General features: G+C 61.0%; 10 protein-coding genes. 4 read left to right on the top strand and 6 right to left on the bottom strand.

All coding sequences use genetic code 11. From position 1 onward, the window contains the following. The first annotated feature begins 139 nt into the window (after nt 1-139). Complete coding sequence (locus PLU72_11520) at nt 140-802, top strand: NAD(P)/FAD-dependent oxidoreductase (GenBank protein HOT28810.1); 663 nt, start codon at nt 140-142, stop codon at nt 800-802. Between the two features lie 54 nt (nt 803-856). On the opposite strand, the gene PLU72_11515 is transcribed toward PLU72_11520, so the two are convergent. Beyond that, a complete protein-coding gene (locus tag PLU72_11515) occupies nt 857-2,167 on the bottom strand; it encodes an MFS transporter (protein ID HOT28809.1) in 1,311 nt (436 codons plus the stop codon). A 124-nt stretch (nt 2,168-2,291) separates the two neighbouring features. On the opposite strand from PLU72_11515, the gene PLU72_11510 reads away from it, so the two are divergent. Beyond that, nucleotides 2,292-3,407: a hypothetical protein gene (locus PLU72_11510; protein HOT28808.1), complete on the top strand. Its 1,116-nt coding sequence runs from the start codon at nt 2,292-2,294 to the stop codon at nt 3,405-3,407. An 83-nt stretch (nt 3,408-3,490) separates the two neighbouring features. On the opposite strand, the gene PLU72_11505 is transcribed toward PLU72_11510, so the two are convergent. Next, nucleotides 3,491-5,407, bottom strand: coding sequence for an N-acetylmuramoyl-L-alanine amidase (locus PLU72_11505; GenBank protein HOT28807.1), 1,917 nt, complete (start codon nt 5,405-5,407; stop codon nt 3,491-3,493). A 342-nt stretch (nt 5,408-5,749) separates the two neighbouring features. Between PLU72_11505 and PLU72_11500 the strand changes: the two genes are divergently transcribed. Continuing rightward, the gene (locus tag PLU72_11500; protein ID HOT28806.1) at nt 5,750-7,339 is read left to right on the top strand and encodes a phospholipase D-like domain-containing protein; all 1,590 of its coding nucleotides are present in this window, start codon (nt 5,750-5,752) and stop codon (nt 7,337-7,339) included. Nucleotides 7,340-7,617: 278 nt separating this feature from the next. Here the strand turns inward: PLU72_11500 and PLU72_11495 are convergent, their stop codons facing one another. The 4 genes from PLU72_11495 to PLU72_11480 all read right to left on the bottom strand — a co-directional run bounded on the left by PLU72_11495 (nt 7,618) and on the right by PLU72_11480 (nt 12,359). Next, nucleotides 7,618-8,721 (bottom strand): metal-dependent hydrolase, encoded by a 1,104-nt coding sequence (locus PLU72_11495; protein ID HOT28805.1) that lies wholly within the window; start codon nt 8,719-8,721, stop codon nt 7,618-7,620. 10 nt (nt 8,722-8,731) lie between these two features. Then, nucleotides 8,732-10,072 carry a tripartite tricarboxylate transporter permease gene (locus PLU72_11490; protein ID HOT28804.1) on the bottom strand — a complete coding sequence of 447 codons (1,341 nt, stop codon included), beginning with the start codon at nt 10,070-10,072 and terminating at the stop codon, nt 8,732-8,734. A 13-nt stretch (nt 10,073-10,085) separates the two neighbouring features. Continuing rightward, nucleotides 10,086-11,318 carry a hypothetical protein gene (locus PLU72_11485; GenBank protein ID HOT28803.1) on the bottom strand — a complete coding sequence of 411 codons (1,233 nt, stop codon included), beginning with the start codon at nt 11,316-11,318 and terminating at the stop codon, nt 10,086-10,088. Between the two features lie 189 nt (nt 11,319-11,507). After that, nucleotides 11,508-12,359: a DnaJ domain-containing protein gene (locus tag PLU72_11480; GenBank protein HOT28802.1), complete on the bottom strand. Its 852-nt coding sequence runs from the start codon at nt 12,357-12,359 to the stop codon at nt 11,508-11,510. A gap of 550 nt (nt 12,360-12,909) precedes the next feature. On the opposite strand from PLU72_11480, the gene PLU72_11475 reads away from it, so the two are divergent. Next, a complete protein-coding gene (locus PLU72_11475; protein ID HOT28801.1) occupies nt 12,910-14,748 on the top strand; it encodes a hypothetical protein in 1,839 nt (612 codons plus the stop codon). Nucleotides 14,749-14,786: the final 38 nt, after the last annotated feature.

Raw genomic sequence — 14,786 nt, 5'->3', positions numbered from 1 at the left:
GACGGCGAAGATATCACAAACGGCGGTTATCGACCAGAGACGCCTCGCGGGATCGATGAAATTCGGGGGCCTTGGTTGATGAAACGGCCATGGAATGCGATAATGGCGCACGAAAAAATTCAGAACGGGGGTTCCAATCATGCTTCAGGACGGAGAAAAGGGCGTCATCATCCAGCGCGACCAGAAGACCTACGCAGTGGCGCCGCATATTCCCTGCGGGGTCGTCAGTCCGGCCACGCTTCGCAAGATTGCCGATGTCGCCGAAAAGTTCAACGTGCCGGCCATCAAGTTGACAAGCGCCGAACGCATCGCGCTGGTGGGCATCAGGGAAGAAGACGTCGACGGCATCTGGGAAGATCTGGGCGGCATGAAACCGGGCGCCGCCGTCGGCCTCTGCATCCGGAGCGTGAAAACCTGCCCGGGAACGACGTTCTGCAAGCGCGGCATCCAGGACAGCCTCTCGCTGGGAATGAAACTCGACGAGCTGTACCACGGCCTTCAGCTTCCCGGCAAGTTCAAGATCGGCGTCAGCGGCTGTCCGAACCAGTGCGCCGAGACCTGCATCAAGGACCTGGGCTTCATCGGTCTGCACAATGGCTGGCGCGTCATGGTCGGCGGAAACGGCGGCGCGATTCCGCGCCTTTCAAAAGAACTGATCAAGGATATCGATACCGAGACCGCCCTTATTGTCGCCGCCAAGGTGATCAACTGGTTCAAGGCCAACGGCCGGCCTCACCAGCGCCTCGGCATGATCCTCGAGAAAACCGACATCGAAACCTTCCGCCGCAACGTCATCGGCTAGATGATGGAGGGGCGGGTTTCAAACCCGCCCCTCCATGCGCACCTGGATGTCCGGTCAGGCCTTGGCCGGGGTGACGGCCTGCTCCGGCGTGCGATCGGTCACGGTCTTGAAGATGAACAGCGCGACGGCGGAAATGAATCCTATAGCCATGAATACATACCAGATGCTATGGGCGTTCGCGTAGACGGCCGCCTTTTCCGCCGCCGAAATGCCGGCGGGCAGGGTCTTGGGATCGGGGCAGTAGGCGTCGAGCAGGAAGCCCGACAGGATGAATCCGGCCAGTGCGGAGAAGAACGAGTGCAGGTGGCTGAAGCCCAGATATACACCTTCCTCGCCCTTGGGCGCCTGGAATGAGAAATACTCGAGGAACCGGGGCGAGATGAAACACTCGGCGAGCCCCTGGATCGCGATTCCCAGAATCATCATCACCGTCACTGGGTGAAGCCCCATGAAACCCGACTCGAGCCACTGCGAACTGGCCATCGCGAAGGCCGAAAAGGGCATCAGCACCATGCCGACGAGCATCGACGAAACCGCGGCGAAACGCTTCATCAGCTGGGTGACCGGCACGACGAACAGCACCACGACGAACGGGTTCACGTTCGCCAGCCACTCGGGCTTGGCGCTGTCGCCGATCAGCCGGATGACGTATTTGGGCATCGTTGCGTACATCTGTTGCTGGATGATCCAGAAACCGGCGACGATCAGCGTCAGCGCCATCAGCCGGGGCGACAGGAAGATCGCCTTCAGCGAGGTGAAGACCTGGCCGATCGTCTTGTCGGACTTGGCCTCGCCCTCGACGTTCTTGAACATGAAAATCGCGAACAGAAGCGCGAGAAGCGACATGCCCGCCGAGAAAAAGTTCACGTATTCGAGGCCCATTCCCTGCCGCACGTAGGGGACGACCGTCTTACCGCCGAACGCGCCCAGGTTCACGACCCAGTAGAACAGGGAATACGCCCGCGCGCGATTCGCTTCGTTCGTGGTCTTCGCGACCGTGCCCGTGATGAGGGGTTTGATGAACGAGCCGCCGAGCATCAGGATGCCCAGGATGATGATGACCGCGAGTTTTCCGTGAAAGATGCCGAGCAGGGTGTAGCCGACCGTCAGCAGCGCGAACGCCACGATCATGCCGTACCGGAAGCCGATCTTGTCGCAAAAAGCCCCGACGAACGGCGGCAGCAGATACAAAAGAGCGTAGAATACGCCGGCCACGACGCCCGTTTCCTTGTCAGAGAATCCGACGATGTCCGTCAAAAACAGCGTCAGAACGATGAAGAAGCCGTAATAGGCGGCGCGCTCGCATAGTTCCATGAAGTTGGCGAGCCAGAATTCTTTGGGGAATTTCCAGGTTTCGGCAGACATGATTCATCCTTCCCTGATGGTTTGAAAATCAGAATCGAATATACCGTATTTCAGGATGTTTACAAACTGCCGATAGAGGAACGTGAGAAAATATCTTACGGCGTTCCCTCCATGGAGGCATGACATGTATCGAACATCCCGCACCCTGATTGCCGGCGCGCTCTGCATGATGACGGCCGTGCCCGCGTTCGCCGATCCGCCCGCGGAAGAAATGGCCCGGCAGATGGGGTATTCCGAGCTCATCAAGCACATGGAGCTGCCGAAGCGGCACGATCCACGAGCCCCCCTGCCGAAGCACCGCGGCGGGATCGAGGCTGTGACGGCGGAGCGGCTTCCGGCTGACCGGAAACTGCTTGACGCCTATATGTATCAGAAGGCTGAACACGCCTCGATGATTCCTTTTCTGCTCAGCCTGCAGAAAAAACAGCCCGAATCGCCCAAAATTTCCCGGAAACTCGCCCTGACCTGTCTGCAGGCCGGCCAGCCCCGGGAAGCCCTCTACTGGTTCACTTACACCTACCAGCGCGACCGGAGCGATCTGCCAGCGCTCTGGAACATGGCGGCCCTGGCGTACCGGCTCGGCGATACGCGCAAGACGACCGATTATCTCGACGAGTATGCCAGGCGCGATCCCAACTCGATGTGGGGGATCGTCGCCAAGAAGTTCCTCGAGACGGGAACCTTCGCCGGATATGACGCCAGATCGACCATCGCCGACCATGGCATGCCGCGCGTAGGCTACGTCGGCGGCGGGGCGGCCGGCGCGAAGGAAGGCGGCCTGATGGTCGTCGAAGGCAAGAGAGTCACTCCCGAAGAGATGCTTCCCGAGGCAAACCAACTGCCCGATGTGAACCCGTTCAAGCCGGGGCGCAAGGCGGGCGGCGAGAAGACCGACGACGGAACGGCGGCATACAGGGCGGCAACGAGGGCGGAGGCCGCCGCGGAGGCGAAGATCCCCACCCCGATGCCAGGCGCCTCGCTGGCAAAGGCGGAAATCCAGCCGCCGGCCGATGAGAAGGCGAGCGGTGCACATGTCGTCGCGCATCTGGTGGCATCGGGAGCGGCTTCGGCTGCGCCGGTGGCGGTCGCGACACCGGCAGCTCCGGTCGGCGCTTCGGCTTCCGTTGCCGCACATGCTTCATCCGCGGCTGGAGCGCCCGTCGTGGCATCGGGCGCGCCGGTTGCTGCACCAGGTCCCGTAACGGCGGGCGGCCCTGTTCCGCCGACACCGGGAAAATAATGAAAGAAATAGAATAAAACGAATCGCCCGCCGGATATCCGGCGGGCGATTCGATCGTCAGAGGATCGAAAAACGGGACCGGGTCACCTGGGCTCGAACACCGTGGGAAGCGCGTCGATCAGGGCCGTGGCGAGGGCGGACGGCAGGCTTTCTATGGCATGGGCCGGCGTCTGGACGACGAGAGCGGGGGTCCCGGTATGGCCGAGTTCGTAGTCGGAACCGGCGCACGCTTTGACGCCGCCCTGCCTGCCCATCGCATTCACGACGGCCAGGGCGAGGGCTTTCCCGACCTTGCTCCGGTGGTAGTGTCGCAGTTCCACCGTCGTACCGGCGCCGGGCTTCATCGCGACCAGCAGGTCATACCCGCCCTCCAGATTTGCCGTCGTGATTGCATCGTGCTCGGGATGCATACCACTGCCGGTCGGCAGCCGACGGACGCGGGCGCCGCCCTGCATCAGGGCCTTGACAAGGGGGCGGACCCAGGGATCCTGTTCTCGCTGGGCGATGATCCCGATCCGCCGGCCGAGCAGGACGGGAGCGCGGGGCGTGAGCGTGATCAGGGGCGTCTGCACGTTCTTCCCGTCCGTCTTGTGGCGAAACGTCCCCGGCAGATATCCCGTCGTGGGGTTGATATTCATGGTGATATTGAACGCGCGCATCGGCATCGAAAGGGCGAAATACCCATCCGGGTTCGTCAGCGCCGTCTGCCGGTTGTCGGCTGATACGGTCATACGGTCGATTCCTGCGCCGGTCGCCGCCGAAACGACGCGCCCGATCACGAACTGCTCGTCGGCCGCTTTCAGCGCGATCGGCATGACGGCGACCTTCCTGCCGTCTGCATGGAGTTCGAGCGAAAAGCCGGCCCGCTCGGCGCCGCTCAAAGGAATAACGACGCCGGCCCGGCCGTCCGGCCCGGTCGTGCCGTCGATGCGCCTGCCCATCCAGGTCAGGGAAAACTCGATCCGGCGCTGGTTCGGCCGCTCGAGAGAGTCGAGCATCTGGATCGTGACCGGGAACGAGCCTGCGAACCCCTCGGGGATATAGGGGACCACGGGAAGGATGACGGCCGATTCGACCGGCAGCTGCACGCTCAGAGGAATGCGCACGAGCGGCGATCTGCCCCTGTCGACGCAGGTTCCCGACAGCAACAGGGTATACTCGCCGCTTTCGATCGGCTGGGTGTTCGAAAGGGTGTATACATGCCCGAACGCCGGAATCATGTCCAGCGTGAACCCAGCTTTGAACGCTGGCTCCATGCGCGTCTCGAGCTTCGCAATGGGCCGTGACGACGAGACAAGAAGCTGGAAATACGGCGTACTGACGACCGACGGTTTTTTTCCGACAACTTCGAGGCGGAGGGGCGGGATCTCGAACGCCTCGCGAATCGCCAGCTGGAAAGCCCGTGCCTGGTCGACGAGCGCACGGCCTGTCCTGAGCTTCTTCTCGATTTCCGGTACAGATATATACGCGGCTTCGGTCAGGACGGCCGGAATCTCGTTTTCGCGAAGAACGTAGAACCCTCCCGGAATAACGGTCGTACCAGTGCCGATGCTGCTTTCCTGGAGCCGGTCGCGCATGCGCGAACCGACGGTCAGCGGAACGCCGCGGTCGAGGGCGTTGAAGTAGATCTCGCCCTTGTTCGGGGCGTTCGGCCGCAGGGAGGCGTTGTGATGGATCGAAACGAACAGGTCGGGCGCTTCCTTTTTGGCGATCTCGACCCGCGCCGGCAGGGAAAGGAAAATGTCGGCGTTCCGGGTCAGGACAACGCGGGCCCCGTCTGATTCGAGAAGCTTCGCGAGATACCGGGCGACCCGAAGATTCGTCTCCGACTCCTTGAGCCCGTTTTTCCCGACGGCGCCTGGATCCGATCCGCCATGCCCGGGGTCAAGGACGATCGAAACGCCCGCCAGCGGTTGCGAAAGAGTGGTCGCATCGACCCCGGCAACCCCGGCGAACACTGCCAGACACAAGGCAATCACACGTATGCGCTGCGTAGTCATACACGCATTTTACCATACCCTCCGACGCTCTCAAAAAACCATGACACCTTCTTCCGAAATTCCAATTCCTACTCGTCTTACAAGAAGCACGACAACCTATTCCCGTAATCGATTCCCTGGGTTCCCGTTCGTGGTGAACCTGTCGAAACATGAAGCCTCCCGTCCTTCGACGAGCGCAGGGCGAGCGGATGATTTTCATTCTGCGGGATTCAATAGGGCGTTTCGCGAATCGTCTGCCCCGCTCATCGAATATCCCGGTTCCCGGTGTGGCTGTATCTCTCGGATACGTCATGGTATGCTTTCTCCATAACACCGGCCGCATACGCGGCATCGAGGAGGAAGATGATGAAGAAACTCCGGATGATGTCGGTTCTGCTCCTGCTGATGGTTTTTTGCACGATGCAGGGTGCAGCACTCGAGGTTCTGGTGTGCCTCTCGCCGCTCGGCGGGTTCGCACCGTCGAACAACAGCCGCACGATCACGATCGACGGCAAGGAACAACCGCTTGGCCTCAACAACGCTCTGATCGATGTTATCAAGAGAACCCCCGCATCCGGTTCGGTGAAGATCGCGATGTATAACTTCGCGCACCGAGACATTCTCGGACTGTTGCTCGACCGGGCTCTGCAGGACGGCCTCCAGGTCCGGATTCTCCTCGACAACTGCGCCGACTGGACGCAGGAGGCCGTCCGCGATTTCACCACCACCGTCGACAAGGTCGCACGCAAGGCGGCCGAGGAAAAACGGCCGTTCGACTTCCAGGTCAAGCTCGTGACTCCTGCCGTCATGAAGAAATACAAGCGCACTCGCGTGCTCGACGACGGCAAGGAAATCATCGGAACGATGCATCAGAAGTTCGGCATCATCTATCACGACCGCAATGCCCCGCCGACGACCTCGTTCGGCGGCTCGGCCAACATCTGCCCCAGCTCCGATGAAATCTACGCCGAGAACCGCATCTTCTACAACAACAGCACCGATACGGCCCTTGTTTGGGCGTCCCAGTTCGCGCGTCTCTGGAACGAATACTCCGAGCCCGGAACGAACGTCGTCGCCTCCGAGCCGGCCGTAAAAATCGAGAAGCGTCCCGAGTTTGAAATACTCTTCAATATAGAACCGACGGCCTCCGGCACGATGACGGCGATCGACGAGCGCATCATCAGCCTCCTCGACGAGGTGAAGCCCGACGGAAGCGTCGAGGTCGCGATGTTCAGCTTTACCCATTCGCGCATCGCGAACAAGATCCTCGAAGTCGCAGAGAAGAATCCGGGAGCGCGTTTCCGCCTCTTCTTCGATCATTCGATGCTTCTCTCTGGCCCCGATCGCCGTGGACTCATGCCGCCCGTCATCGAGGAAAAAATCAAGGAGAAGAAGCTGACGAACATCGAGATTCGGTACAAGTTTCGTGCGAACTCCTACGCCTACGACGCAAAACTCAAGGAGGTCGCCCAGGATCACTTCCGGGCCCCGCTGCTGCATCACAAGTTCCTGATCGTCAATCACCAGAAGATCATCACCGGGTCGTATAACTGGTCAGCATCGGCCGAAGAGCGGAACATGGAAGATGCCGTCATCTTCGACGCCGCCACACCCTACGGGAAAGACGTCATCGACCGCTACCTCGCCGAGTTCGATTTCCTCTGGAACAACCGCTACGAAGACAAGCACGCCGGCAAGGACGTGAAGCCCTACAGCATCGGCCGCGACTATGCGCTCGAATACGAGAAGAAGATCAAGGAAACTTTGTCCGAGTTTGTCTGCTCGAAAATCCAGAAACTTCTCGACGACGGCCCGCTGCCCCCCCAGAACCTCAGAAACCTTGCCAACGTCGGCGGCGGCGAACTGAACAAGGCCCTCGAGAAAATGAAGGCCGCCTTCCTCATCGAAACCTTCACAAAAGACGGCACCGAACGCTGGCGCCTCGCCGACTGATCAATTCCACGACCCATTGAAATCTCCTGTGGGGCGGGTTTCAAACCCGCCCCTACGTGTTGAAGGGCAACCATCCGACGTAGGGGCGGTTCGCGAACCGCCCGCCTCCGCCAGAACGATGTGGTTTCGTTCAAACTCGTTCATTGATGTCGCATCCCATCGCAATCTCCTGTAGGGGGGGCAGGTTTGAAACCCGCCCGATAGGAGCCATATAATAGTTATGTACATAATAATGGTATCGGGTGACTGCCCGATACCATTCGTGCGAGTGGAGAACGTTATCCCGTGATGCTGTCCTGTTCGGCGATCGCCTCTTCGTTGCGGGCGGCGTTGTGCCGGGCCAGCAGCGACTCGGCCTGCGCGACCCCTTCCTTCACGATCGGGGCCTCCGCCCAGGCGTAGATGACGTGGTAGATCGCCAGGGGAATGACCGCGACGAAGAAGAAATACGAATACCAGGGCAGGGGAATGACCGGTTGCGCGAAGGTGAACCGGTCGAGGTTGAAGATCAGGATGCTCATGCAGGTGTAAACGACGGTGAAGTTCGTGCGCGGGTCGGATGCCTTGAACAAGCAGTAACCGTCGAACCGCTTCGGATTGAACGGCCAGATCAGCGAACCGCCCATGTGGCCGGTAAGGTCTTCGGTGATGTGTACCGCATACCCGAGAAACGAGACGAGCCCGTAGAGCCACCAGTTCTCGAGCGCGAACCACCAGGCGATCAGCCAGGCGATCACGGAGAGGAACAGGCCAAGAACGTAGCTGTGGCTCCAGGTGCGGTGCCAGGGCAGAAACTCGACCGAGGTGACGTTCTTTCCGTCGACCACTTTCGTCTCGTAGCCCATCATCGGGCCAGACAGGATATCGACGCCGGTGGGCTTCGGACGTTTCTCGAGAAACACCGTGTTCTTCAGCTTGTAGATGCCGATGCGCTTGTCCGGGGGCGGCTCGGTGCCGGGGAAAGGAAGCTGGGACGTGTTCACGATCTCGTTTATCACGACCGAAACCTCATTCTTTTCTCCGTCGTAGCTGACGACATACTGCCGCCAGAGGTTGGCCCCCATGCGCATCGGGTTATACTGGATCTGAATGAACTTCCCCTCGACGGCCGCCTTGTCGATGGCCTGGCCGACCTGGTTCGCCATGTCCTGTGGATCGGGGTTGTTCGGGTCGAACTCGAGCGTCACGTCTTCTTTCGCGAAGAACCGGCCGAGCTTGAAGTCGAACGTGTCGGGCAGAATGCCGTACAGTCCGCCGAGCACGAGAATGAACGAGGCGCTCGCGTCGGGATTCCCGCTCTTGGTGAGGGCGGCGGCGGCCACGGCGGGAGCGAAAAAGGAAGCCAGCGTCACGCCGCTGATGAAATGCGTCAGACCTTTCATGCCTTCCCTCCTACAGGAGCCCGAACAGGGCGGCGACTTGGTCGCCGTACCCCGCCATATTCAGGCAGATGGGAATCAGGAGCACGCCCATGCAGTTGCTCCTGCGCGCGTGGAAAAAGACCGGAACGCAGCCGATCGCCGTCCCGACCAACATCGTGAACAGCCCCGGGAACCCTGTCAGGGCAGCGACGAGGGCCGTGATCGCGACGAACGCCGCCCAATACAGATCGTGATAATCGACGTCGGCGACCCACGAGAGCACCCACCGCGACAGCCACAGCAGCAGGAAGAACGAGATGCCGCCCGCAACGAGAATGACCGAGATGCCCATCAGGTAATCGCCTGGCTCGGCCGTAAAAATCGGTCGCAGGATGATGTTGAGGCCCCCTTTTCCGACGCCGGCGGGCGTGAGAGGTGTGACCACGAAGATGAGCAGAAAGGCGCCGACGTAGTAGAGGAACTTCGTGATCGCCCCGCCCAGTATGAACAGGACGTCGCCGCGTGCCGAAAAGCCCATGGCCGTGGCGTGCGACGCGATGATCGAGCCGATGCCCGCCGTGATGGCCGGCACGTAGCCGCAGATCGCGCCCGAAACCGTGCCCACGAATGCCGATTTCCCAATGTCGTTGGCCGTCACGTCGATGTCCGTGCAGATGTGCTGCTTCGGAACCTGCCGCGTCGAGACCAGGTTCTGCAGGATCGACGGAATCGCGAACAGCCCCACGAACACCGGCATGATGTTCTGGAATCCCATTTCGTGCGTGATGATACTCTTCGACAGAATGATGATGCCCAGAATGCCCGACACGACCCAGGTGAACAAGCCGGCGAACACGTTACCCATCGCCTCGCTGAACCGGTCGAGCCGAGTGGTGCCGAACCCGCAGCCCTTCGGCCACTCGCTCAGCACCAGGTAGACGACGATCAGCAGGATGATCCAGTGCATGTGTGCCGACAGCACCACGTCGACGTAGGGCAGCACGTAATAGAACAACGGCGTGAGAGCGATCATCAGGAAAACGCCGATCAGCGCGCCCAGACCCTGAATCACGGCCGCCTCGTAGCCTTTGCCGTTCATGAAGTAGATCGTGTTCGGCAGGATCGTGACCTGCGCCGACTCGTCGGGTGCCCCGAAGAACGTCATCGGGATCGTGTTGATGAAGGCGAAGGCGGTGATCATCGAGATGAAGAACGGCCCCACCGCCGCGTGCTGCATCGAGTCGCCCAGGTAGGTCCACAGGACGAGCACGATGCCGGCCACGTTGTAGATGTGAAGGGACGGGAAGAGTGAAAACACCGCTCCGACCAGCGTCCCCAGCAGGGTATACCCGAGGATCGTGAAAAATTCCATCGCCGCCATCCTCCTACTCGCCCTGGGGAACGGCAGCCGGCGCGGCGTCGGAAGCGGCGGCCGGAGTCGCTGCCGGAGCGGGGGAGGGTGCCGCCTGCGCGGCCTCGGCCTTCAGATCGGCATCCGAAGCGGGAAGGATCTGCAGGCGATCCTTGAACTTGCCGACTTCGCCCGTGACGCGAAGGGTGGCGCCCGTCTTGAACAGGTCGGGCGTCACGGTCTTGCGGACGTTCTCGCGCAGCCAGACGTTGACCGTGCCCGTCTCGTCGGCGATGTCGACGCTCGTGCCGAAGGCGAACTCCTTCGACCGCTCGACGCGGCCGACGACGGTGACGATCTCGCGCACGCGCTCTTCCCGCACCTCGATCGCCTTCAGCACCGGGGGCTCTTTCGTTTTCTGGGCGGCGGCTGCCCCGGCGATCTTCTTGATCGACTCGGCGCGCTCCGGGTGGTGGAGTCGCAGCTGGGGCTTGCCCTTGTAGGCATCGACGAGAACGACGAGCTCGAACTCGTTGCCGACCTCGACGAGCGCTTTCGCGAGCTTCGGGTCGGCGATCTTGTCCATTTCGCTGTCGAACACGTTCAGATCCATCGAGCCGGTGTCGTCCTTGACCGTGATGTTCGTGCCGACACGGTATTTACGGGTCGCCGCGACCGTTACCCGCACCCGGAACACCGCGCCGCGCGAGTCGAGGTCGATGTTCTCGATCGTCGCCGGCTCGGCTTCGAACTTCTTCAGAATCTTGATGCGGCGCGGATCGGAAACGAACATCGACTCGCCGAACTTCTCGGAGATGCTCAGGTTGCCGGTGACCTCGATCAGGTCGCCTTCGGCCGGGAAACGGTCCTTGAAATACTCGCGGAACTTCCGAAGCTTGTCGAACCCCGACAGGGTGAGCATGCCGGTGTCGTCGTCGAGCTTGATCTGGAAATTGTTCTTGTCCTCCATGACCCGGATGCCGGTTACCTTGCCCACGCAGCGCACGAGTGCCATGTTGTGCTGCGGCTTGATCTCGCCGATCTTCTGCAGGGGCACCTCGCGCTGGAGGGCGGCGAACCACATGAGGATCAGGCCGATGACCGACCCGAACACGGCGAACCGTTTGATGTAGATGATCGGCAGCCGTTTATGAACGACGGTCTGGCAGTGCGGGCACCGCTCGTACGCCCCAACGAATCTGCCGCAGCTCGGGCAGATGATGCCCTCACCCTCGGGCAGCAAATCGGTCTTCGGTGTCTCGCTCATAATGTCTCCCCTTGAAAATTGCTCGCATCACACGATTGCCACCCATAATACCCGAATTCCGCCCCAGAATCACCTTTCCCCGGGTATCTCCGCGCACATGCGCAGGGGCGGGTTTCAAACCCGCCCCTGACTCGCATCTCGAAAAATCTTGTCTCTGTGGTGCGTTGAAAATTCCGCACCCCCGACACGTCAAAACCGCATGCCGGCCGATTCGGCGAACTTTTTGAACAGCTCGAGCTGTTCGTCGTCGAGCTTTTTCGGAATCTGCACTTCGATTTTGACGTGCAGATCGCCGGTGCCGAGGCCCTGGCCGCGCAGCCGAAGGGTGTCGCCGTTCTGGGTGCCGGCCGGGATCGTCAGGATCACGTCCTCGCCGCGCGGCGACCGCAGCTTGATGCGGCTTCCCAGGATCGCCTGGGCCAGGTTGATCGTGATCTCGGTCTGGACGACATTGCCTTTCAGCCGGAACGGCGGCTCGTTCTCGATGTTGATGCGAAGCCGAAACGGGCCGCTTTGCGTGTGAATCTTCAGGACGGCGCCGTCCTCTATACCGGCAGGTATATTCACCGTCTGCGAGCCGCCCGGAAGCCCCGAGACCTGGATCTTCCCGCCGGTACAGGCGATCCCGAGCGGAACTTTCAGATTCGCCGCATCGTTGTCATACTCGTTTCCGCCGAACATGTCGGCGAAACCCCCGAACGAGCCGAACCCGCCCCGGAACCCGCCGCGCCCTCCCATGACGCGCCGCAGGAGGTCCTCGGCGCTCTCGAACCCCTCGTGGCCGCCCGGATACCCGCCGCCGAACCCGCCGCCGAAATCGACGCCGCCCGACTGCTCCATGTCGTAGCGCTTGCGCGATTCGGGGTTTCCGAGCGTGTCGTAGGCTTCGGATATTTCCTTGAACTTTTCCTCGTCCCGCTTGTTGCCCTTGTTGGCGTCGGGATGATGCTTCTTGGCGAGGGTTTTGAAAGCCCGCTTAATCTCGTCCTGGGTCGCATCCTGCTTCACGCCCAGTACATCGTAAAAATTCTTTTTGCTCATAGGTTTTGAATCCGTTCTTGATCTCCATCCGTAATATCATAAATTTCCGGCTCTGACAAAGCATGCAGGACCAGTTCATCAGTTTCAAATTCATTCCGGGCGAATCGTGATCACCCATGGCCATCCCAGAAGAGAAAACGGGTTGGGTGAAGTTCATAGATGATAGACCCGAATATCTGAGAATAGGTTCCCGGACGCCCGAATGATTTATCCCGGCCATTTCAGATGTCCTGTCTGGAAGCGGTGTTGCTGTCATGAGGTCTTGCCGGCATCTACCGCGAAGAACCCAGGGGATAGCGAGACGGTGGAAATCGTTCGTGCGATGTCTGCGGGCCGGGCGACGAGCTCACATTCAGGTTTGAACCCCTTCATCTCACGGCGAATTTCGTTCTCTGCCGGAAAATCAGCTTGAAAGGTGACTGATTTTCGGCGATGGCGCCGGTGGCTGTGAATGCAAACCCGCTCCGAAAGATGACTTCCTCGAATACCACGGTATGGTATGAGAGTTGCGTAAAATTCCCCAACTCAACCAGAACGGGAGCGAACGAGTATGAAGAAGATAACCGGTCTCCTCGCAATGGCGGTTGCCATGTTCATCATGAGTTCCACTCCGGCCAGTGCGGCCGACAGGAACGCCTGGTTCGACGCGACCCACTCCTTCCAGCCCCAGGTCGAAAAGCTCGTGAAGAAGGTCAAGCTCGAGACCCGCAAGGAACATGCCCGCCGCCACCGCGCTCCCGAGCCTACCCCAAAACAGTACAAGGTCGGAGACGTCGAGACGTTCTGGACAAAAAATATCGCTGAAAATAAATTCGAGCAGACCCGCGCCGTCCTCAAGGCGATCGGCGTCCACTGCTACGTCTTCGTCGAAGAGGGCAAGACGGTTGCCGATGCCGCCGTCGCGAAGGTCCAGACCTCGTTCGACACCACGATCTACCCGACCGACACCTCCGCCTTCGGCTCCGAATGGAAGCCCGGCGTCGATGGTGACGAGCGCATCACCCTGCTGATGTTCGACATCAAGGACGGCTACGATCCGAACGGGAACGCCGGCTACGTGGGCGGCTACTTCTTCGCCGGCGACGAGTTCCTCCAGTCCCAGATCCCGGCCGACGTTCCGGTCAAGAGCAACGAGCGCGAGATGTTCTACCTCGACATCAACCCCGCCGACCCGACTCAAGACCGTTACATGTCGATCGTCGCCCACGAATTCCAGCACATGATCCACTTCATCCACGATCCGCGCGAGCGCTCGTGGGTCAACGAGTGCTGCTCCCAGATCGCCCCCTACCTGTGCGGCTTCGGCCACGCCGGCCAGATCAAGAGCTACATGCAGAGCCCCGACAACAGCCTGACCGCCTGGTCCCAGGAAAGCCCGGTCGCCAATTACGGCCAGGTCTACCTGTGGGGCTACTACCTGATGAACCGCTACCTCAAGAGCGACGCCGATCGCCGCGCTTTCTTCAACACCCTCGTGGCCGACGAAGCCCAGGGCATCGCCGGCTTCGACAAGGCACTGAAGCAGTTCGGAACCGACTTTCGCTCGAGTTTCACCGAGTTCATGGTCGCCAACTTCATCAACGACCCGAAGCTCGACAAGGGCCAGTACGCCTATGACGAGTCGCTCAACAAGCTCCGCCTGCCTGCCGCCGGCACGATCTCGGCCCTGCCGGCCGAAATCAAGGACAAGGTCTTCCTCTGGAGCGCCGACACCTACAAGGCCGACCTCTCGAAGCTGAACAAGGCCCTCACCGTCGAGTTCGCCGGCCCGGCCGCCGACTTCGGCGACAAGAAGACCAACAGCTTCGTGGTCGCCGCCGTCCTCTCGAACAGCCGCGACGCCGCCGCTCCGAAGATCGAGTTCATGAAGCTCGCCCCCTACAACGAAGGGAAGATCCTCGCCGGCTCGCTCGCCGTGCCCGCCGATGAAGCCTTCGACACGCTGAACGTGATCGTTCTGGCCCAGGCCCCCGAAGGCCTCGCCGATGCAGCCTACGCCAAAGTTCCTGGCCTCCCTTACATCCTGAAGGTCACCGACCAGGGCGCCGCCGCCCCCGCCGTCGCTCGCGGCCGCCGCACCGTTCGCGCCACCGAGCTGATCGCCGCCTACACGACCGCCGCCGAGTCTCTCAACGACCCGAAGGCCGCTGAACAGGCCTGCATCACCCTCGAAGGTCTCACCGCCGACCTAACCTCCGCCGCCGCCGCACAGCTCGAAGCCGGCGACACGACGATCGTCGACGAGTTCATCAGCCGGGCAGCCGATTCCCAGAGCCGCGCCGCCCTCCGCCCCCTGGCCGCCCGCCTCGCCGACCAGCTCCGCTTCGCCGCTTCCCAGAACTCCTCCGAAGCCCTCACCAGCCGCATCGAAACCCTCAAAAACTTCTGATCCACTGAACCGAACGGCGGCATTCCAACCCCGGAATG

The organism is Candidatus Ozemobacteraceae bacterium, assembly GCA_035373905.1.
Classification (GTDB): Bacteria; Muiribacteriota; Ozemobacteria; order Ozemobacterales; family Ozemobacteraceae; genus MWAR01.
The sequence above is the reverse complement of the archived record's forward strand: the minus strand, read 5'-3'. Positions and strand labels throughout refer to the sequence as shown.

Bases quoted from the DNA above. Each gene is read 5' to 3' on its own strand.
- PLU72_11515 (HOT28809.1), bottom strand. From the start codon at position 2,167: ATGTCTGCCGAAACCTGGAAATTCCCCAAAGAATTCTGGCTCGCCAAC.
- PLU72_11485 (HOT28803.1), bottom strand. From the start codon at position 11,318: ATGAGCGAGACACCGAAGACCGATTTGCTGCCCGAGGGTGAGGGCATC.
- PLU72_11495 (HOT28805.1), bottom strand. From the start codon at position 8,721: ATGAAAGGTCTGACGCATTTCATCAGCGGCGTGACGCTGGCTTCCTTT.
- PLU72_11490 (HOT28804.1), bottom strand. From the start codon at position 10,072: ATGGAATTTTTCACGATCCTCGGGTATACCCTGCTGGGGACGCTGGTC.
- PLU72_11500 (HOT28806.1), top strand. From the start codon at position 5,750: ATGATGAAGAAACTCCGGATGATGTCGGTTCTGCTCCTGCTGATGGTT.
- PLU72_11510 (HOT28808.1), top strand. From the start codon at position 2,292: ATGTATCGAACATCCCGCACCCTGATTGCCGGCGCGCTCTGCATGATG.
- PLU72_11505 (HOT28807.1), bottom strand. From the start codon at position 5,407: ATGACTACGCAGCGCATACGTGTGATTGCCTTGTGTCTGGCAGTGTTC.
- PLU72_11520 (HOT28810.1), top strand. From the start codon at position 140: ATGCTTCAGGACGGAGAAAAGGGCGTCATCATCCAGCGCGACCAGAAG.
- PLU72_11475 (HOT28801.1), top strand. From the start codon at position 12,910: ATGAAGAAGATAACCGGTCTCCTCGCAATGGCGGTTGCCATGTTCATC.
- PLU72_11480 (HOT28802.1), bottom strand. From the start codon at position 12,359: ATGAGCAAAAAGAATTTTTACGATGTACTGGGCGTGAAGCAGGATGCG.